Source organism: Flammeovirga sp. EKP202 (genome assembly GCF_014534745.1).
GTDB lineage: Bacteria > Bacteroidota > Bacteroidia > Cytophagales > Flammeovirgaceae > Flammeovirga.
In genome coordinates, this window is the sequence record NZ_JACVVP010000013.1 from 66025 (window position 1) to 87433 (window position 21409).

Here is a 21409-nt window from a genome sequence, read left to right on the forward strand (position 1 = left end):
GCTTCGTTTTTCATCAATGGAAAAATGAAGAAGAAAGAAGCTTGAAAGTAGGCCCTATAAAAGCTTATAGAAAGATCGATTAAAAGTTAACGGTAATTTAGTTTACAATGTACTAAGCTTTCCAATATTTAGATGAACTTAAGATATATCAATAACACTCAACAGACCTTTTACAATGAGGCAAAAAAAATTCGTGTCAAATGCTTTTTTGAAGGGCTTGAAAATGCAGATTACTTCATAAATGATCCATTTGAACAAGATGGTTTTCATTTGGTTTGCCTGAACGATCAAGAAAAAGTGATTGGAACGGGCAGGTTAAATATCGTAGATAAAATGGGTGTTATTTCTCAGATGGCAATTGCTCCTGAAAATCAAAATCAAGGAATTGGTAAAATAATTTTGAATGAGCTGATTGAGAAGGGTAAATTGTTAGATGTTGATCAAATTAAATTAAGTGCAAGATTGACTGCTCAGTCATTTTACGTAAAAAAAGGATTTGAACCTTTAGGTCATGTTTATCCTTCTCAAAAAACAGGAATTATGCATATCGATATGATTTTGATGCTTTAGATGAACTTAGTGTTAAAATGCATTTCAACCGGTTTAAAAGTTTGATTTGGTGATGATTGTCATCAAAAAAATATCAAGGTTTGGATATATTGCATAAGCTTTAAAAATCCAATTACGAATGAAAACTAACTAAAGTTTTCACCTTAATAACCCCTACTAAAACAGTTCCGCTTACATATATGGGATGTAAGTAATCACACATAAAACTTTTACTCAAATGTATAATTCAAATCTGAAAGTCAAAAAACTATTAATTGGCCTATGCCTTAACGAAGGAAGAACTATCGAAGAAGTTGCACAACACTTAGGTTTATCCTCTAACCAAGACGAAATCAAAGAAATTGTGGATATCCTAGAAGATGAAGGATTGATTCAAAACACATGTTTAGGGTACAAAAACACAACAACAGAACTTACCGCGAAAGGTTCTAAAGAAGCTTCGACCTTATTGGAAGTCGCCTATTAGAAAAGAAATTTAAACTGCCCTTAGTTTTTCACTAAAGGGCTTTTTTTGTGGTTCTCTTTTCTCCAGATTCGTATGTATTCAATCACAAATAAGGAGGGAAGTTCATTTTCTTTTGGTAACCCGTATTCCTTAGCCAAACTAGCATTTACCCATATTTCGAATGGCTCTTTTGAAATTGGCCAGTCGATTTCAAATTGTGTATTCTTCATAGAATATATCTCTTGGCCATCCAAGAATAATTTTAAGTAGTGCCTTCCCCATTCAAAACCGTAAATATGAAAAGCATTGGTGAGGTTTCCTTTATTCAGTAAAGGAATGCTCAATAGCTTTGTACGGTGTAAAGGGGAAGTGGAGTTGATGGAATAATAACTAAAAAGAAATGGAGTTCTCTCCATATATTGGTAAAAACGAGGTCTTCCTACAATATCAAATAGGTGAAGTTCAAACAATGAATTTCGAATACCAAAACTACTTTTAATGCTTGAGTTAGCAACCTTTGCTTTGATCTCTATGTAGCCTTCCTTGATTTTATTTTTGCTGACTATACCTCCAGTAGTCACATTCTCATATATTTTTCCGTTATATTTTTCTTTCGAAAACTCGGAGTTCGGTTGCCATTTGGAAGAAATAATCAGTTGTTCTTTGGACAGTTGAATGTTCTTGCTAAAAAATTGCGATGGAGCATCTCCTTTCCAGAGATGATAATTATTGTTACTTCCTTGCACAAACCATTTTGCAGTATCTATTATCCCATTTTGAAATTCATCACTGTTTCGGTCATCTAAAGTCCATTCATTGGCGGTAGGGTGTATGGAATAAGGGACAATTTTTTGATATTCATCCTCTATTCCAACATTTGCTTTTTGTGGTAATTGCTTTTGGCAAGAAATCATTAAAATAAGTAGTACCGCTATGTTAAAAAATTGCTGCATGTTATATACCTATACATTTGAGATAATTTTGGACTAATTTAACCGCATTTTTCGTCATTCAATTCCTTGAAATTACCAAGTTTCTTACCTTCAATTATCTTCTTTCTATAAGTATTGGTAGAATTATTCAAGACTGCCTATCTTTAGATAACCTTGTTGTAATGAAATAATACACCATCATTTTTTTATCATAGAATGAACTATCAGTTTTACTTTTTTAATACCTCAGGAAGATTCTATTTAGTATTCTTGTTTTGTTTCATCAATAGCTTTTTTGTTCAGGCAAATAATGTAGAAATCAATATCACCAAGCAATTGACTTACAAAGAAGGGTTGTCTCACTTTGGTGTAACTTCTTTGGAATTGGATAAAAATGGTTTGCTTTGGGTAGGGACGTTCAAGGGGTTAAATATTTATGATGGTTATGAGTTTAAAAGCTATTATTACCAAGACACGCCGGCTCTTTTAAGCAACCGAATCACGACTCTTTATAAAGACCATCAAAACAATATTCTGGTCGGAACAGAAAAGGGACTCTCGATATACAGAGAACATCTCGACAAGTTTGACTCATTATTTTTAACGGAGAATGTGATTAAGAGGAGAGAAGCTACATCCATTACAGATATAGTGGAAACGAGTGATTATATCGTTTGTAACACCTCCAATGGTTGGTTGATTGTGATGGATAAAGAGAATTATGAGGTGATAGATCAACTTTTTACATTACCTCAATACAGCAATAACTTCAAAGCCTTTCATATTTCTAATTTTGTAGAGAATCAACTTTTAATCGCTTCTAACAGAGGGCTATTGACCTATGATATTGATAAAAAAGCCTTTCGAAATAACAGTTACGAACATTTCAACTATTGTGTAGATGTTACTTTTGATGGTCACAAAACAATCTATGCCTTAAGTTATACAGATGTTTACATTTATCACTATGACAAGCAATCAAATACGATAAAGTACGTGACAACGATTCTTAAAGATGAATATTTTTCTGAAGTAGAAATAGGATTAAATGGAGAATTGTGGTTGTTGAAAAATAACAATACTATAGCACTTATTACCGAACCTAATTATTACAAAAACATCCATCAAAATATCATTTATTATAATTTCATGGATGATTTTACCCGTTTAAGCAGTATTAAATTGAGTAAGTATGGAGGGTGGTTAGGAAGTTTTAATCAAGGTGTTTTTCAAATCAAAACGGATAAACCTTTCTTTCAATATACAGGTTTGAAGGAGAAATATAAGGAAAATAAATCAAGTCAAGTCATCAATATTGTACCTTATGCAACAAATAAAGTTTATGTGACTCTCAATGCAAATGACAATGAATTATTTGATTTGAATGATTTGTCTATCAAAAATATAAAACATCCCAAGATAAATAATCAGTTGATCTCTAAAGTTTTAGTAGATAAACATAATAGTATTTGGGGCGGAAGTAGGAGGAAAGGAATATTTCGTAAAAAGAATATCAATGCAAATTGGGAACAGCTTAAAATAAAAAACAATCCAGATTTTATATTTGAAGGGGCTCAGACAATTATTGAGGATGGTCATGGAGATATTTGGTTGGCAGGGTTGAATGCACTTTATAAGTTTTGTTTGGATAATAAAGGAGAAATTAAAAAAGTAGATCAGCTCAATCAATTGGACAATTTGGAGTATGATACCAATTTAGGAATTAATGTAATGTATTATGATGAGCTGGAAGATTGCATTTGGATCGGAACAAATGGAAATGGACTATATCAAGTTTTATTGAATGAAAAGCATACACTCACTGCTCAGGATTGTAGAAAAGTAAAGATGTCGGCTTCATGCCCATTACAAGGTTCTATAATTACATGTATCAAAAGATTACCCAATCAAGAACTTTGGGTTGGTGTTTTGGAAGGTGGTATTTCTAAGGTGTCGAAAGATGGAGATGCCTATTGCTTTGAGACATTTACAGAAAAAGATGGCTTGGATGATAATGATGTGATGACTTTTGAGTTTGATGTATTCAATCGATTATGGATTGCTACTAATAAAGGAATCAATCAGTTTGACCCCGCTACCAAAACCTTCGTCAATTATACTACCAGTGATGGTATCGTTCCTGCATCTTTTGAGGTGGTGTCTACTAAACTGCAAAATGGTTTGATGGTCTTTGGTGGCAATAATGGGTTATGCTATTTTGATCCCAATCAGATTTCGACCAAAATTGATGATCCAGCATTATTATTCGGCGAATTGAGAATTCACAATAAGAAAATAGAAGTAGAGGAGAAAGAGGGGGCAGTGTTGACCAAAGTTTTGAATGAAACCTCTAAAATAACACTTGACCATGATCAGAATTCACTGTCATTTGAGTTGATTTCTTTGCATTATGAAAATGCGAATACCTATGGTTTGAGGTACAGGTTGCTTCCTAAAGAAGAGAATTGGAATACGATCACCTCCAATAATAAAATCGCTTCCTACAATTTATTGCCGGCGGGTGAATATACTTTTGAAGTACAGGCTTCTAATTCCAAAAATGAATGGTCAGAAAGTCGGACCATTAAAATACAAATCCGTGAAGCTTGGTGGAAAACACTTTGGGCGAAAGTGATTTATCTCTGTTTATTTTTGATTGGAATCATTATCGTAATGGTCGTAATCATTCGAATTAAATCATTGAGCTATAAATTAAAACTAGAGCATTTAGAAAAAAATAAATTGAAAGACCTGGATGCTGCACGTTTGAAGCTATTTATGAATATCTCTCATGAATTCAGAACACCACTCACTTTGATCAATGGCCCCATAGCCTTATTGAAGAGCATGTTTGAAAACAATCAGGATGCTTTTGAGCATATTGATTTGGTACAAAGGCAGTCGAAGAAAATGTTACAGCTAGTGGATCAAGTTCATGAAATTAGAAAAGCGGATCAAAATCTGTTGAAACTAAAAAAGAGGCATTTCGATTTTACCCACCTTATTACTGATGTAAAGAAAGATTTTGATAAACTGGCTGAAAATTCTAAAAAGACGTTGAAACTCATTGGTACTGATCATCAATTAATGGTGGATGCGGATGAAAGTAAGTTGGAAATCGTGATCAACAACCTTCTTAATAATGCTTTTAAATTCACGGAGGCAGAAGATACAATTACTATTGCCTATGATTGTAAAGGAGGAACATTGATTTTGAGTGTGGAAGATACTGGACGAGGTATCTCAGAAGAAAATCAAAAAAATATTTTTAAGAGATTCTATCAGTCAGATAATAAAGACATATACACTGCGGGATCAGGTATTGGTTTGGAGCTTTCTAAAATGATTATCGACTTGCATGGTGGGGCAGTTAAAGTTGATAGTGAAATGGGGAAAGGAACTAAATTTACCATTGAATTGCCTGTTGATGTAATTGTAAAAGAAGAATTAAGTGATATAAAGGTCGAAGAATCCATCAAAGAAGAATCTCATGATCAACGCCAAAGAACTTTAACCGAAATGGTAGATATTTCTTTCCTTACCAAAGGAAGTAATTCTAAAAACAGTTTGATCTATTATGTAGAAGACAATGTAGATCTGAGAAACTTTGTATCCAATATTCTTTCCCAACATTATAAAGTTAAAACGTTTGATCATGGAAAAGCATGTGTGGAGGCATTGGAGAAAGAATGGCCTGATCTAATATTAAGTGATATTCTGATGCCCGTTATGAATGGTTTAGAGCTTTGTGAAATTGTAAAAGGAAACGTAAAGACGAGCCACTTACCCATTGTTTTATTGACCTCAAAATCCTCAAGCGATGAAAAAGTAGAAGGAATGAACGTGGGTGCAGATGCGTACCTGACAAAGCCTTTTGAGATCAAACAGGTCGTAGCCACAATTGAGAATATACTCAAGAGTAGAAAAGTACTTCAAGATAGATTTCAAATGGAAGTACCACTTCCAATCAAAAGAAAAGAACTCTCTGATTCCGATCAAAAGTTCTTGGAAGACTTTACCAATTTGCTCAACGAAAACTTATCCAATGAAAACATAGATCTTCAAGAGTTTTCTAAGGAGTTATTAATGAGTAGAAGTCAATTCTTCAGAAAGATCAAAAGCATTACCAATTCAACACCTAATGATATTATCAGGACTTTTAAATTAAAAAAAGCAGCGGAGTTATTACTGATCAAAGAAAACACAGTAAATGATGTAGTGATAATGACCGGATTCAAAAACAGGACACACTTTAGTAAATTATTTAAAGATCACTTTGGTGTTAGCCCAGGAAAATACGCCAGTGAAACGAATGATCAACTGTCCAAGTAATACAAAACAACCCTTCAGAACTATCAGTGGATAGTTTAAGATAATGTTATTAGTATCAAAGTAACCTTCCTTCTTTTAAGAGGGAAGGTTTGATTTTTTATAGGGTAAAATAATGAAGCTGTTATTATGGTTCCCTTAGAGAATAATTCCTGTTCTGAGTACTTACAAGTACATTTCAAGCCATTATTTATAAAACCTGTAAAATCAATGTCGTTTTTAGTCTCATGGATGTAAAACTGCGTATTTGATAGTGAAAATGCTGTTTTGAGACGCAAAATGACACTAAAAACAACAAATTTGACACGCCTTCAGATCACAATTCAAGGAATAAGTGTGAATTTTACGATGTCAACAATGGAGAATTAATCTATAACAAAGTTGAATGATCTATCTGACATTTTTTACACTAACTGTACCTCTTATAATACTACGGTAGGTACAACATGAAATGAATTATTAACGCTCTCTTGATTGAGAATTTAATTATCTGAATTATGAAATTGGTTTTTAAAGACACTGAATCGAAAGAAAATAAGGCTATCACAGTTTCTCAAAGAACAACACCTTGTTACGACACACTATGGCACTATCACCAACAGTATGAACTGATCTACATTCAAAAAGGAAGCGGTCTTCGATTTGTAGGAGATGACGTGACTTCTTTTTCGGCTGGAGATCTTGTAATTGTTGGGCCTTACTTGCCACACCTATGGCGCAATGATGAAGGGCAAGATGATGTAAGCATTTTAGTAATGAAGTTTGATAAAAACTTTATGGGACAAGGTACTTTTGATAAACCTATTTTCTCCAAAATCAAAGACCTTTTAGAAAAATCAAAATTCGGAGTTTCATTCTCTAATGACCTAGGCTTGTCGTTAGAAGATGAATTAATAGGGTGCCTTGATCAGTCAACGGCAGAACAATCTATATTTTTATTAAGCTTGTTGAATCGTTTGGCGAATGATAGTGAAATGAAAAAACTATCTACTTCAGATATGAGACAACAAGGTGATACAAGTTCTGATAGAATTGATAGAGTGTTAAAATACATTTCAGACAACTACGAAAAAGACATTGATCTTCAAGAGATCGCTGATATAGCATGTTTAACGTCGAATTCTTTCTGTAGATTCTTTAAAAAGGTGACGAATAAATCTTTTAAACAGTATTTGAATGAGGTGAGAATTAGAAACGCCAGCAGACTTTTGGTGCAAGAAAATTATCAGATCTCAGACGTTTGTTATGAGGTGGGTTTTAATTCGATTACCAATTTCAATAAACAATTTAAAATGATCATTGGTAAGACACCAAGAGAATTTAGAATGGCCATTTAAGAGTATTATTTAGTAGGGTAATTTTGAGTAACCTTTGGCTAATTATAACGAAAGAATCGAAGATTATATGATATAATTTTACATTAAGTTCAAAGACAAAATATTTTTTACAAGCAATACCTATTTAGTTATGAAAGGGATAGTATACCTTCTGATTTTTTTAATTCCATGTTTTCAACTTTTCGCTCAAAAAGGAAAAAACAAAACTAAGAAACCTAATATCATATTATTTTTTACGGATGATGGAGGGTATGCTGATTTTGGTTTTCAGGGTAGTAAAGAGATCAAAACACCACAATTGGATAAGTTAGCCAAATCAGGTTTAGTGTTTTCACAAGGCTATGTTACTGCTTCTGTTTGTGGACCTTCAAGAGCTGGATTGATTACTGGTCAATACCAGCAAAAGTTTGGTTATGAAGAGAACAATGTACCAGGTTATATGAGTGAATCTTCGAAGCTTTTGGACGTGGATATGGGATTGCCTACAGATATTATGACAATGGGTGATTACATGAAAGAACTAGGGTATGCGACTGCTTTTTATGGTAAATGGCACTTAGGAGATGCAGATAAATTCCACCCTACAAAACGAGGTTTTGATGAGTTTTATGGGTTTAGAGGGGGAGATAGAAGCTATTTTGCTTATGAGAAATTTCCTCACCCAGATAAGAGGATGGAAAGAAACTTCAACAATTTTGAGGAGCCCAATAAATATGCAACAGATGTTTTTGCAGAAGAAACAATCAAGTTTATTGAAAAGCATCAAGATGAGCCGTTCTTTATTTTCCTTTCTTATAATGCGGTGCATACACCAATTGAAACAACGGAGGAGGATTTGGCTTTATTTCCTGAGTTAGAAGGAAGAAGAAAAGAGTTGGCCGCCATGACTTGGGCCATGGATAGAGCTTCAGGAAATGTATTGCAGAAATTAGAAGAGTTAGGGTTGGATGATAATACATTGATTGTATTTACGAATGACAATGGAGGTCCATCAGATAAAAATGGATCGATCAATTTGCCGTTAGCTGGTACAAAATCCAATCATTTAGAAGGGGGTATTCGAGTACCATTTACAATGACATGGAAAGGGCAGATTTCAAAGAAATCAAGATTTGATTTCCCAGTAAGTACATTTGATTTACTTCCTACTTTCTACGCTGCTGGTGGTGGTGATGTTTCAAAATTAAAAGATGTAGATGGTGTGGACTTAATGCCTTATATCAAAGGTGATAAAAAGGGAAGACCCCATGAAACATTGTTCTGGAAAAAAGAAACAAGAGCAGCAGTAAGAAGTGGAGATTGGAAATTGATCCGTTATTCTGATCGCCCGGCAGAGCTTTATAATATTGAAAAGGATGAGTCTGAGTTGAATAACTTGGCTTACCAAGAAACGGATAAGGTAAAAGAACTTTTTAAACTATTGTATGAGTGGGAATTGACATTGGAGAGACCGTTATGGCAACTGAAAAGACAGTTTGAAAAGTATGATAACGATAGAATGGACAAATATAAACTAGGTAATGAACAAAATAACTAAACTAATACAGCTGTTATTTTTAGCAGCTGTATTTACAAACAACGCTTTAGCACAAACACCCGTTTCTCACCCAGATTTAGTATGGGAGAAAGAAGAAACACACTCAGATGAATTTGAATCATTAGATACTGACAAGTGGGAAAATGACCCTAATGATTGGGGCGTTTGGTCATGGGAACCGTCACTAGCTTATGTAGAAAATAATGAATTAAGAATCAGAATGATTCAGGAGACGCATAGACGCAATACGAACTATGGTCAGAATGAAGAATTATATCATAAATCGGGCATTATCAGAAATAATCAAACCATTACTTATGGTTATTTTGAAGCAAAGATTAAAGGAGCCGATCGTTTTCCTGGAGTAAGCCCTGCTTTCTGGTTGTATAGTATCAACCAACCTGACCCAACGGAAGATGGACAAGCAAAGTATAGTGAGATTGATGTTGTGGAATTGACCCAAAAAGAATGGGACTTTGATAAAAATGAGTGGGAAGGTCCAGAAGCAATTGATATGAACTTACATGCTGTTGCAAGAGAAAACGGAGAGTTGATTCAGATCAGACCACACGGCAAACCCGAAATTGCTCAAAATAAATGGTATGCAGATTTTGATCCAAGAGATGACTATCACACGTATGGAGTTTTGAGTAGAGTGGATTCAATTTTTTGGTACGTAGATGGTATTGAGAGAGGTCGCAAAGAAAATCTATACTGGCATTTACCGATGCACATTACAGTGTCTATGGGCTTAAGAAATCCATTTGTAAAATATGTTGACGGTGTTCGTTATCCAGTAGCAGATTCTACTACAACAGTAGGTTTCCCTACAGAAATGGCTTGTCAATATGTTAGAGTTTGGAAAGCAGCTTCTCAAATTCAAGCTTATGCAAAAGAATATGAAAACGTTGAATTTGGGAAGAATAACGGCTTGAATTTTAACTGTTACTTTGATGCAGGAAGTGGTTTCAAATCGACATCAAATATGGATGTGGAATTGGTAGAAATGAACGCATCAGGCGAAATTGTAAAAGTGGCAGCTACTTCCCAAGCCTCAATTAATGGTAAAGCGGCAGGACAAGCTTCAGCATTTTTTAATCTGCAAGGTGTTTCTAATTCGGCACAGTTAGAGGCTGGTCATTATTATGAAATTCATGCACGTTTTACTTCATCAAAAGAAAATCAAACGGTAGAGTTAACACCGCTTAAAAATATTCTAATAGTGGACGAGGTGACTTCAATTGATCAAGGATTAGGAAGTACGATCGAAATCTTCCCTAATCCTGCATTGGAGTCGATCAACATCAAAGGTCTACAGAGTGCAACAAATATCTCGATTCATAGCATTTCTGGAAATGTGATGTTGGAAAAAGAGATTGCACCTCAAGAGAGTATTGATATCAGTGAATGGACAAATGGTGTGTATATCATAAAAGTTAGTCACAATAATGTTGTTACAACAAAGCGTTTTGTGAAACTCTAACGCTCACCATTCTAAAATCACGAGTAAAGTTGTGAAATGATGGTATCAAATATCGCTTAAATACGGTATATAATTCTAAAGAGACTTATCGTAATGCATAAAAAAATCATTTTTATTTCAATACTTTTATTTTCAACACTGTCTTCTTTTGCACAAAAGGACTGGGAAAATGAACATGTATTTGAAATCAATAAATTAGATCCAAGAGTAGCCTCTTACTCTTATCCATCTGTTGAAAAAGCATTGGAAGGAGATAGAGTGCAATCAAGATTTATTTCATTAAATGGAAAGTGGCAATTCGAGTTTGTTCCAAAAGAGGAACTGCGTTCACAAGATTTTATGAAAGCGGATTTTGATGCTTCTCAATGGGATCAAATACAAGTGCCCTCTAACTGGGAAATGCTAGGTTATGGTCAACCTATTTATACGAATATCACGTATCCATTTACACCAAATATTTTGGATACAACTTTGGTATACAATTGGAAAGGTCCCCAACCTCCGCTTCCTCCCAAAATATATAGAGACAACCCCGTTGGTTCTTACCTCAAAGAGTTTGAAATTCCTACTTCATGGAAGGAAGATCAATCCATTATTCTTCACTTTGGTGGAGTAACATCAGCCTTTTACCTATGGGTAAACGGTGAGAAAGTCGGTTACAGTCAAGGAAGCTGTTTAGCAGCTGAGTTTGACGTGACTGATTATGTTCAAGCCGGAAAAAATAAGTTAGCTGTTCAAGTTTTCCGTTATAGTGACGGAAGTTATTTGGAAGATCAAGACATGTGGCGATTGAGTGGTATTCATAGAGATGTGATGTTGATTGCTCAACCAAAGATTGCCCTCAATGATTTCTATGTAAAAACAGATTTCAATGATGATCGTTCAAAAGTAAAACTACGAATTAGACCTAGCTTATGGATGGAAGGTGATGTGAAAAAATTACCCCAATTAAAGCTAAAAGGAATGCTTTATGATGATGAAAACAAAGCCGTTCTTGAGAAAGAAATGCAGGTTTCACTTCAAAAAGTATACGAACAGAGATGGCCTCCTAGAGATATGCCTAAGTTTGGTTTATTGGAAGCTGCTTTTGAAAACCCTAAACTTTGGTCAGCAGAAACACCTCATCTGTATCAATTGGTGTTGTGGATTGAAGATCAAAAAGGAAATGTAGTAGAAGCTAGAGCCCATACTTTGGGTTTCAGAACGATTGAATTTGATGAAAACAATGCTTTATTAGTGAATGGAACTCCGATTAAAATCATGGGAGTCAACAGACACGATCATCATCCGACCAAAGGAAAGGCGATCAGTAGAGTAGATATGGAAGAAGAGATTCAATTGTTGAAACAATATAACTTCAACGCGGTTCGTACCTCTCACTATCCAAACGATCCTTATTTTTTAGAGTTATGCAATAAGTATGGTTTGTACGTGATGGATGAAGCCAACATTGAGTGTCATCACTTGGGAAGTTATATTCCAAACCAACCTTCTTGGGTTGCAGCTATGATGAGTAGAGTTACAAGAATGGTGGAAAGAGACAAGAATCAACCTTGTGTGATCTCATGGTCATTGGGTAACGAATCTGGTACAGGGCCAGCTTTTGCAGCAGCGGCATCTTGGGTAAAAGATTTTGATCCTACACGCTTTGTTCATTATGAAGGAGCACAGGGCAATCCAAGTCACCCGGATTACAAAGAAGGTGATAACGTGGGGTATACTTCTCAAAATTGGGAATCAATGGCCAATCCTTATGATGCGTTTTATGTGGATGTAGTAAGTAGAATGTATCCTAATTTTGCTCAGGTGGTACATCTTTCAAAGAATGAAAATATCACGCGTCCTATCGTTTTGTGTGAATATATGCATGCAATGGGAAATTCGATGGGTGGTCTAGGTGAATACTGGGATTACATCAGAGCAACACCAAATGTGATGGGTGGTTTTATTTGGGATTTCAGGGATCAAGGTTTGGTCCATAAAAATAATAAAGGAGAACAATTTTATGCTTACGGAGGTGATTTTGGTGATTTACCAAATGATCAAAACTTTTGTATCAATGGTGTCTTTGCTCCTGATTTATCTCCCAATCCTCATGCTTATGAAGCAAAATATGTATTCCAACCTGTAGCGATTATTTGGTCTGACAAAGACCAACAAGTATTGGATATCAAAAATAGATTTTCATTTACGAACCTTTCCAACTACACTTTTGAATATACAATCCAAGAGGAAGGAAAAGTGATACAACGCGGACAACTTCCAACGGTCAATTGCGATCCATTATCACACACTCAATTATCATTATCAATGGAAAATGTAGAGTGGAATAATCATAAAGATTATTGGATTACGGTAGAGATGAAAGAAGGGAAGGACCAATTGTGGTGTAAGAAAGGAAGTGTTGTAGCGTATGAACAATTACTTTTAAAAGCAGGATCAAAAGCCGTTGTAAATCAGTCAAAGCCAGAGAAGATCGAGTTGACCAAAACGACTTCAGAGTACTTGTTTCAAGGTGGTCAAAGTAGTATCGCTATTGATGCGACAACCGGAGATCTTAAAACATTTACTTATAATGGAAAAGACCTGTTGAGCAAGCCATTACAACTCAACTTCTGGAGACCTTCTGTCGATAATGATGTGAGAGGTATTAGTGCACGTCCTATCGGAAAGTCTACCAACTTTTGGAAAAACATTGAGCGTCGATGGACTGATGTGAAAGTGAAGTCCAAAAAAGTGGATGGCAAGACTTTTAAAATAGAAGTAGAGAAAGTTTTAAAAGATAGCGTTGAGGTGGTGGTGACATATACCATTACAGGTCAAAAAATTGACGTTGATGCAGAAGTTACGAGGTTATGTGATGTACCAAACCTTATTGCATTTGGTGTTCAATTTGGTATTCCAAAGTCATATAATGAGGTAGAATATTATGGTAATGGCCCTTTTGAATCGTATGCAGATAGAAAGAGAAGTAGTTTGATGGATGTTTATACGATGGGCACCAAAGACCTCTATTATCCTTATATCAAACCTCAGGAGACGGGAAATAGAACCGATACCAAATGGTTTAAAGTAAGTGGTAAAGAAGGACAGTGGATGTTAGAAGCTGAGAGTACATTCGATTTTTCGATATGGCCTTATTCTTCTAGTAAAATCAAAAATGCCAAGCATCAGTATGAATTGGTAGAAGACGATTACTTCACGGTCAATATTCTTGCTGAACAGGCAGGTTTGGGTGGCACATTATCAGTGACTCAACCCCAATTTAGAATGGACAAAAAGACGTATAGATTAGGATTTAGTATTCATGGTGAATACATGAAAAATGATTTTAAGTAGTTTAATATATATAAATAGTGTAATCAACCCTTAGTTAAAAGCGATCAATTCATTGAAAGTCATAATTGTAGACATAGACTTTCGATGTACCTATGATAGATTTTGATGTAAAATTTCATTTCATTTCATTGTGACTAACTCCTAAGTAACTTTTACTTAGGAGTTTTTTATTACATTAAAATGACTTTGTAAACTGTAAACTAAGATCTTGTTATTTTTTATGTGAATAATAAATGGTTCGAGAGGACGTAGCAATGCAATATTCCTACAGCACTGCACTCATGAAATTCTTCATACTTTTCCCTTCAAGGCCATGGGGAAGCATTACCAAACGGATTGGGTAGAAAGTCCACTGGCGCGAATGTTAAGCGTAAGTGTCATTCGTGTCCTACAGATCAGCAAAAATCTCCTGATTTCTAAATATTAAAAATATTCGAAAACTTAGTTTACAATGTACTTCATTAAGTCATGGAGCTTCTCCTTAAACCTCAGATTCTTGCATATTAGGTAACAAAACAGGAATAATTAGGATAAAAACGTTGGGTAAATAAGGTTTATAGATAACATTTTTTAGCGTTTTAAACTTAAAATTTACCCCAGAGAGGCACTTTTTTACCCTAAAAACTATCGAATTCTAACCAAAACTAACTCCTTTTTACCCTCTCTTCTTAAGATGTTAAAAAAGTGTAAGTAAAGGGTAATTATTACACATAAGCTCTCTCAAGTCTTAAGTAATATTGTAATGTAAGATAGCAACGTTCGTCTACATTAATTTTTTTCAGAGAAAGCGTGGTTCAGCTCACTCTTTCAACATCTGTTCATTAATCATAAAGTTATGTTATTCTTAAGTAAACTTAGTATGAATCGGAAAGTGATACCAAAAGCAGGGTTTATAACCTTCTTCTTAATGATTTTTTATACAACTATTTCTCTTGCTCAAGAAGTTGTTGTTTCAGGTAAAGTGACAGATAATGGTCAGCCACTCCCTGGTGTAAATGTATTGGTGAAAGGTACAGCAAAAGGTACTGTAACCGATTTTGATGGTAACTTTAGTATCAATGTTCTTAAAGAAGATGTTCTAGTATTTAACTATATCGGTTATGTACCTCAAGAGCACGCAGTAGGAACAACTACTAATTTCGATATCAGCTTAAAGGAAGATCTAGAATTACTAGATGAGGTAGTAGTAGTAGGTTATGGTACTCAAAAGAAAAAGGAAGTTACGGGTGCTGTAAATAACGTGGGCTCTGAAGCACTTGAGAAAATGCCAACTCCAGATTTAGGAACAGCATTACAAGGTCAAGTTGCCGGTGTTAACGTTCAAGCATCAAGTGGTGCTCCAGGTGCTTCTGCTAACATCCAAATTAGAGGTGTAGGTTCAATTACAGGTTCAACGGAGCCACTATATGTAGTGGATGGTATTCCTTACCAAAGCAACCCTAATATTGCACCTTCGCAAATCAAATCGGTTGATATCTTGAAAGATGGTGCATCAGCAGCGATCTACGGTGTAAGAGCATCAAACGGTGTAATTTTGATCACTACAAAAACAGGTGATCCAGGAAAAGTAAGAGTAGATTTCACTGCATGGGGTGGTGTTCAAAACATTACATCAGGTACGCCATTGATGGATACACACCAACAGTTCTACTATGATCAGTTAAGAGCGGATGCAACAGGTATTCCTTCTTCAGTATTATCAGAAAACCCAAGAGCTTTAGAAAATAATTCAGACTTTATTGGAGCGATTCAAAATGACAACGCAGCGATTCAAAATTATGAATTAAACGTAGCTTCAGGTAAAGGCGATTTACAAATCAACGCCAACGTTAACTACTTCAACCAAGAAGGTATTATTATCAACTCTGGTTATGATCGTTTAGCAACTCGTTTAACAGGTTCGATGAATAAGAACAAGTTCAAGATGTTTGCTTCAGTTGGTTTCCAAAACGAAAACACAAACAGTGAGCCTTGGGCAATTTATGAAAGAGCAATTACACAAAGACCATGGAGTACTCCTTTAGAGGAATTACCAACAAACGGTGATATTGTTCAGATTCCAGATCAAAACGAAATTACTTACAGTTATTTATCAGGAATCATGTCCAATACAGATGAGACAAACACGAAGAGATTTAATATTGCATTAAGTGCTTCTTACGAAATCTTAAAAGGTTTAACTTACCAAGTAAGAGCAGGTAGTAACTTCTTAAACTCAACTAGAGATCGTTTCCAACCAAAATATACTATTATTGATGCAGGAGGTAATTATGTACCTGCAGCTTCTAGACCACAAGCAAGATCAAACGAAGACTATACATGGAATGAAAGATATACTTTAGAAAATATTTTGACTTATAATAAGTCGTTCGGTAAGCATAACTTAAACTTCACTGGTACTTACTCATTAGAGCAGTACACTAACAGAACTACAGGTCTTTTAATGGCATTTGCTGAAAATGGTAATAACGATATCAGAGTACCAGGTGCAGCGGTATCGATCTCAAATCCAGTAGGTCAAATTCAAGAAACAGCATTAGTAGGTATGATGGGTAGATTGCAATATAGCTACGACAGTAAGTACTTACTTTCAGTATCACTAAGAAGAGATGGTACTTCGCAGTTCAGAACTGACAACAGATTTGATGTCTTCCCAGGTGTTTCATTAGGTTGGAACGTAGACCAAGAAGATTTCTGGAATGTTGATTTTATCAGCGGATTAAAACTAAGAGCATCATATGCAGAGTTGGGTAACAATAGAGTAGGTTCTAACCCTTACATCGCTTCTCCAGTGATTGAGCAAGGTGTTAACTACTTATACGGTTACAACCAAGAGTTAACTCCAGGTTTAGCTCAAAGAAGATTTGCTAACCCTAATATCTCATGGGAAACTGCCATTGCACAAAACATTGGTATTGACGTAACAATGTGGAATGATCGTGTTCAGTTTACTGCAGATGTTTACAGAAACCAAAAGCAAAACATGATTCTTGGTCAGCAACTACCATTATCAGCAGGTGCTAACGTAACAAGAGAGAACAACGAAGTAGAAATCTACAGAACGTTCACATTGAATGCGGGTGATATGACCAACACGGGTCTTGAATTAGCACTAAATTATAAGAACCAAACAGAATATGGTTTAAACTATAATATTGGGTTGACATTTACGAAAAACGTGAATGAGGTAACGAACCTAAATGGAGTACAAAGAGGTTATGCAGGTGGTCGTCCATCATTAACAATGGGTTCAATGGATTACACTACGTTTATGGCAGTAGGTCATGAGGCAGCATCGTTCTTCTTAGTACAAACAGACGGTATCATCAGAACAGATGAGGAGTTGAAGGAATACCAAGAAACAATCAATCCTACTGCTCGATTAGGTGATGTAAGATATGTAGATCAAGATGGAGACGGTGAAATCACTGACAATGATAGAGTATACGCTGGATCAGGAATGCCTGATTTTGAATCAGGGATTATCGCTTCATTAGGGTACAAAGGATTTGATTTCTTCATCCAAGGTTACTATTCACACGGTGCTAAGATTTACAATGGATCAAGACTTTTTGCATACGCTCAGAGTAGACACACTGATTTAGTTGGAATGTGGAGCCCACAAAACCCAACATCTGATATTCCATTAGTGACTTATTCGCAAAGTGAAAACGTGAGATCTCAATCTGACCTTTGGTTAGAAGACGGTACTTACTTCAGAATTAGAACAATCACTTTAGGTTATGATCTAAGCAGAGTAATCGGACAAGAAACAGGGATTTCAAAAGCAAGAGTATATGTATCAGCAGTGAACCCGTTCACTTTTACAAAATACAGAGGTTATGACCCTGAAGTAGGTGGTGAGAACCTTGCAATGAGAGGTGTAGATAGAGGTAACTACCCTGTATCAAGACAGTTCTTAATTGGTGCTCAAATTAGTTTTTAATTTAAAAAAGTATCACAATGAATGCTTTAAAAAAGATATTAGTCGTAAAATTACTAGCAGGGTTGTTCTTTATGACATCGTGTAATCATGATGACTTTCTAACCAGAAAGAATCCTAACGCTATTACAGAACCAACATTCTGGAAAACAGAAGCAGATGCTGAAGCCGCTTTGACAACAGTTTATGCAGCATTACAATTTCAATCTGTAAGTGGAGGCCACTTGACTTACGAAATGATTAGAAGTGATTTAGGTGGAACAAATGACTGGGTAAGACACTTCCCTTACACTGAATTAGTAATTCCTGATAACAGTACACCTGTATTTAACAAGTGGGCAGAATGTTACAATGGTATTTTCAGAGCCAATCAGGTGATTGACAATGTGCCAACAATTGAAGAAATTTCTGAGGAAAGAAAAGAAGAGATTTTATCTCAAGCACGTTTCTTAAGAGCCTTCTTCTACTTTGAAGTAGCACATACTTTTGGTGGAGGTGTAATTAAAACTTCTTCTAAAATTACAGATCACAATGTACCATTCTCAACAATCGTAGAGGTAACAGGTCAAGTAATTATCCCAGATTTGCAATATGCTATCGAGCATCTTCCATTAACAAGACCGGAGTCTGACTTAGGTAGAGCAACTTGGGGTATGGCTACTACATTACTTGGAAAAGTATACCTATACAACAAAGAATGGTCAAATGCAGCTGTTGAATTCAAAAAGGTAATTGACTCAGGACTTTATCAGTTGTCTTCTAACTATGCAGAAAACTTCAGACATGATGTGATTTACAATTCAGAGTCTATTATGGAAGTACCTTTTGATGGTTCTATCAACTCTGGAGCTCAAGATGCAAGTATTGTTGACGATGGAGGAAACGTATCAGGTGGTGAGTCTACAAAGTTAGCACGTTGGTATGGTCCTTATTCACTAGGTGGATGGCAAGGTATGATGCCTACATATTGGGCACATGAATTATTAGTGGCCGATTCAGTAGCAGGTTCAGATGCTCATTCATCAAGATACACTGCAACATTAGCAGGTCGTGATGCAGAGGGGTTATATTACAACAAAACAGCAGCAGACTTAAAAGCAGAAGTAGGTAGAAGATGGGGTAACGGTGAGTCGTCATACGTGAAAAAGTATGCAAACTGGTACCACATGGATACAGAGAATATTGAAAACAGATCTTCTATCAACTACAAGCACATGAGATTGTCAGATGTTTACTTAATGTATGCAGAGGCGGTATTAGAAGCATCAAGCGATTTGAATACGGCGATTGAATACATTGATAAAGTAAGATCTCGTGCAGGAGTTGTAACTATTCAAGACTATATCAGTAACGACGGTGGTATTCCTCAGTTACACATCTCTCAAGATTTATATGGTGCTCATCCAATTGTACCAGCTACATTGGAAAACATCAGAACTCACCTTCGTATGGTAGAGCGTCCAACAGAGTTAGCGTTCGAAAATACAAGATGGAGAGATTTAGTAAGATGGGGTATGGTAAAAGATGTTTTCACAAGCCATCACAATGATGAGGTTTTAAGAATCGAAAACTTCGAAAAATTACAAGATGAAAATGAGGTAGTACCTATTCTTCCTCCACTTTATATCGAAGGTCGTATTCGTCCTGACTTTGTAAACAACTGGAGTTTCTACAGTCCAGATCAGCACGATTACTTCCCAATTCCAGCAGCTGAAGTTCAAGCTAACGAAGCAATTTAATAGAGATCAATCATGATAAATATGAAATATATAAAATTATTCATTATCTCATCACTAGCCTTTTTATTGGGGGCTTGTGGTGAAGAGATGAACAATCCAACAGTGCTAACACCAAGCCATAGCGTGGTGAGAGTATCACAAGTGGGCAATGATAATGTCATCAATATTAATCAACACATTGATTTTGCAGATGTGTCTCAAGGTGTTGAAACTAGACAATGGATTTTCCCAGATTCAAATGTAACAGTGGAAGGTAACCCTCAAGACGCTCAAGTGAGAGGTACTTTCCATAAGGAAGGAACTTGGGAAGTGACATTAAGTCAAGTATTCCAAGAAAATGCTTTTGTAGGTTCTGAAACAGTTCCGAGAGAGACAAACGAAATTGATACAACGATTGTAGTAACTGTAATGCCTGCAGTGAAACTCAACAGCATCAAAGCAAATTTATTATTGTCTGATGGTACATTGGGTGATGAAATTTCAATGGAACCAACAACTCCAACAGAGATTCCTTTCGGTAGTATATTACGATTTACTTATGATGCAACAGGTAATCCTACATTGATTCAAGGAGAGTTACACGGTGCAGAATTAGTAGCTGAAGATGCTAATGCTAACACATTTGATGTGAAATATGTAACATTGGATAAAGTATACAGCTTTGCTCCTGTATTCGTGAGACAAAGACCAATGAGTTCAGATACTTTGGTAGTTGTAGATTTCGTGAAATGTGTTCGTTCAGATGAGCCATTACTTTTAGAGCGAGTAACGACTGATGCAAGCAAGAAAATCAACTTAGTGTACTCAAGAGGTTTAAATGCCAACTCTCCAAAAGCTTCAGATTATAGCGTAACACTTACTACAGCAAAAGATGAAGTATTGACTCCTGAAGTTACTGCTGCTTATGTAAGCCCTGACAATGCAAGTTTCCTTGTTCTTGAAATCGGTGATGAATTGGTATACAGTAATGATGAAGTAACGGTTACTTACACTGGAAACTCATTAGAATCACAAGATGCAGCAATTGCTGATAAGTTCACTGATGAAGTATTAGTTGGTTCTGAAGAAGATGTATTAAAATCATCAGGTTTCGACTATAGCTATGAGAACAGTGCAATGGTTTACAGAGGTGCAGATCCTGCATGGTTAGGAAATGTTGTTCCAGATCTCTTAGAGCAATCTACAGAAGAAGTTTCAGAAGGAAGTCATAGTTTGAAGGTTACAATTCCTGCAGGTACAGCAGATCGTCCAGTGAAGCCATCGGCAATCCAAACTTACTTAAATGGAGCATTACATAAGTTTGATTTCACTGAAAACGAAAACAACAAATTAAGATTAGAATTCGACATCTTTATTGTTAACAATGGTGGAGAAAGACACCCAGGTGCCACGTTCGATACGAACATCCGTTTCCACTTAAGTAACAAAGGTTCTGACTGGCAAGAAGTAGCTCACGGTTATGCTAATGCAGAAGAAGGAAAGTGGTTAACATTCTCGAATGTAATTGATGTGAAAAACGTAATCAGTGAATATAACTTGATTATGAAGATAGTGAATACTGGTAGTGAGCCAACGACAGTATACATTGATAACCTTCGATTGAAGAGATATTACCCAAGACCTTAATTTAAAGAGAGGTTTGTAAGTAAATAGGGATGGAGTTTTGCAATGAAAATTGTAAAACTTCATCCTTTTTGTTTTTGAGATTTTATGGGAAGCCGCAGTTGTACTATTACCACTGCGGTTTTTTCGGTT

The 21409-nt window shown here is 35.6% G+C and carries 11 protein-coding genes; 10 read left to right on the plus strand and 1 reads right to left on the minus strand.

The window, feature by feature from the left end:
- The first annotated feature begins 132 nt into the window (after window positions 1-132).
- Both IC221_RS10210 and IC221_RS10215 read left to right on the plus strand, forming a co-directional pair.
- Window positions 133-570, plus strand: coding sequence for a GNAT family N-acetyltransferase (locus IC221_RS10210; RefSeq protein WP_188168876.1), 438 nt, complete (start codon window positions 133-135; stop codon window positions 568-570).
- Window positions 571-787: 217 nt separating this feature from the next.
- Window positions 788-1036, plus strand: coding sequence for a hypothetical protein (locus IC221_RS10215; protein WP_044210836.1), 249 nt, complete (start codon window positions 788-790; stop codon window positions 1034-1036).
- Window positions 1037-1056: 20 nt separating this feature from the next.
- On the opposite strand, the gene IC221_RS10220 is transcribed toward IC221_RS10215, so the two are convergent.
- Window positions 1057-1968 (minus strand): family 16 glycosylhydrolase, encoded by a 912-nt coding sequence (locus IC221_RS10220; protein WP_188168877.1) that lies wholly within the window; start codon window positions 1966-1968, stop codon window positions 1057-1059.
- Window positions 1969-2163: 195 nt separating this feature from the next.
- Between IC221_RS10220 and IC221_RS10225 the strand changes: the two genes are divergently transcribed.
- The 8 genes from IC221_RS10225 (at window position 2164) to IC221_RS10260 (ending at window position 21280) form a co-directional block, all read left to right on the plus strand.
- Window positions 2164-6279, plus strand: a complete 4116-nt coding sequence (locus IC221_RS10225; protein ID WP_188168878.1) for an ATP-binding protein — start codon at window positions 2164-2166, stop codon at window positions 6277-6279.
- Window positions 6280-6773: 494 nt separating this feature from the next.
- Window positions 6774-7613, plus strand: a complete 840-nt coding sequence (locus IC221_RS10230; protein ID WP_188168879.1) for an AraC family transcriptional regulator — start codon at window positions 6774-6776, stop codon at window positions 7611-7613.
- Between the two features lie 130 nt (window positions 7614-7743).
- Complete coding sequence (locus IC221_RS10235) at window positions 7744-9150, plus strand: sulfatase (RefSeq protein WP_188168880.1); 1407 nt, start codon at window positions 7744-7746, stop codon at window positions 9148-9150.
- Complete coding sequence (locus tag IC221_RS10240; RefSeq protein WP_188168881.1) at window positions 9134-10633, plus strand: family 16 glycosylhydrolase; 1500 nt, start codon at window positions 9134-9136, stop codon at window positions 10631-10633. The genes IC221_RS10235 and IC221_RS10240 overlap by 17 nt, the downstream gene beginning before the upstream one ends.
- 93 nt (window positions 10634-10726) lie before the next feature.
- Window positions 10727-13972, plus strand: a complete 3246-nt coding sequence (locus IC221_RS10245; RefSeq protein WP_188168882.1) for a glycoside hydrolase family 2 TIM barrel-domain containing protein — start codon at window positions 10727-10729, stop codon at window positions 13970-13972.
- A gap of 859 nt (window positions 13973-14831) precedes the next feature.
- On the plus strand, window positions 14832-17918 hold the full coding sequence (locus IC221_RS10250; protein WP_188168883.1) for a TonB-dependent receptor: 3087 nt from the start codon (window positions 14832-14834) through the stop codon (window positions 17916-17918).
- Between the two features lie 17 nt (window positions 17919-17935).
- Window positions 17936-19654 carry a RagB/SusD family nutrient uptake outer membrane protein gene (locus tag IC221_RS10255; RefSeq protein ID WP_188168884.1) on the plus strand — a complete coding sequence of 573 codons (1719 nt, stop codon included), beginning with the start codon at window positions 17936-17938 and terminating at the stop codon, window positions 19652-19654.
- Between the two features lie 21 nt (window positions 19655-19675).
- The gene (locus IC221_RS10260; RefSeq protein ID WP_188168885.1) at window positions 19676-21280 is read left to right on the plus strand and encodes a hypothetical protein; all 1605 of its coding nucleotides are present in this window, start codon (window positions 19676-19678) and stop codon (window positions 21278-21280) included.
- The last annotated feature ends 129 nt before the right edge of the window (window positions 21281-21409 follow it).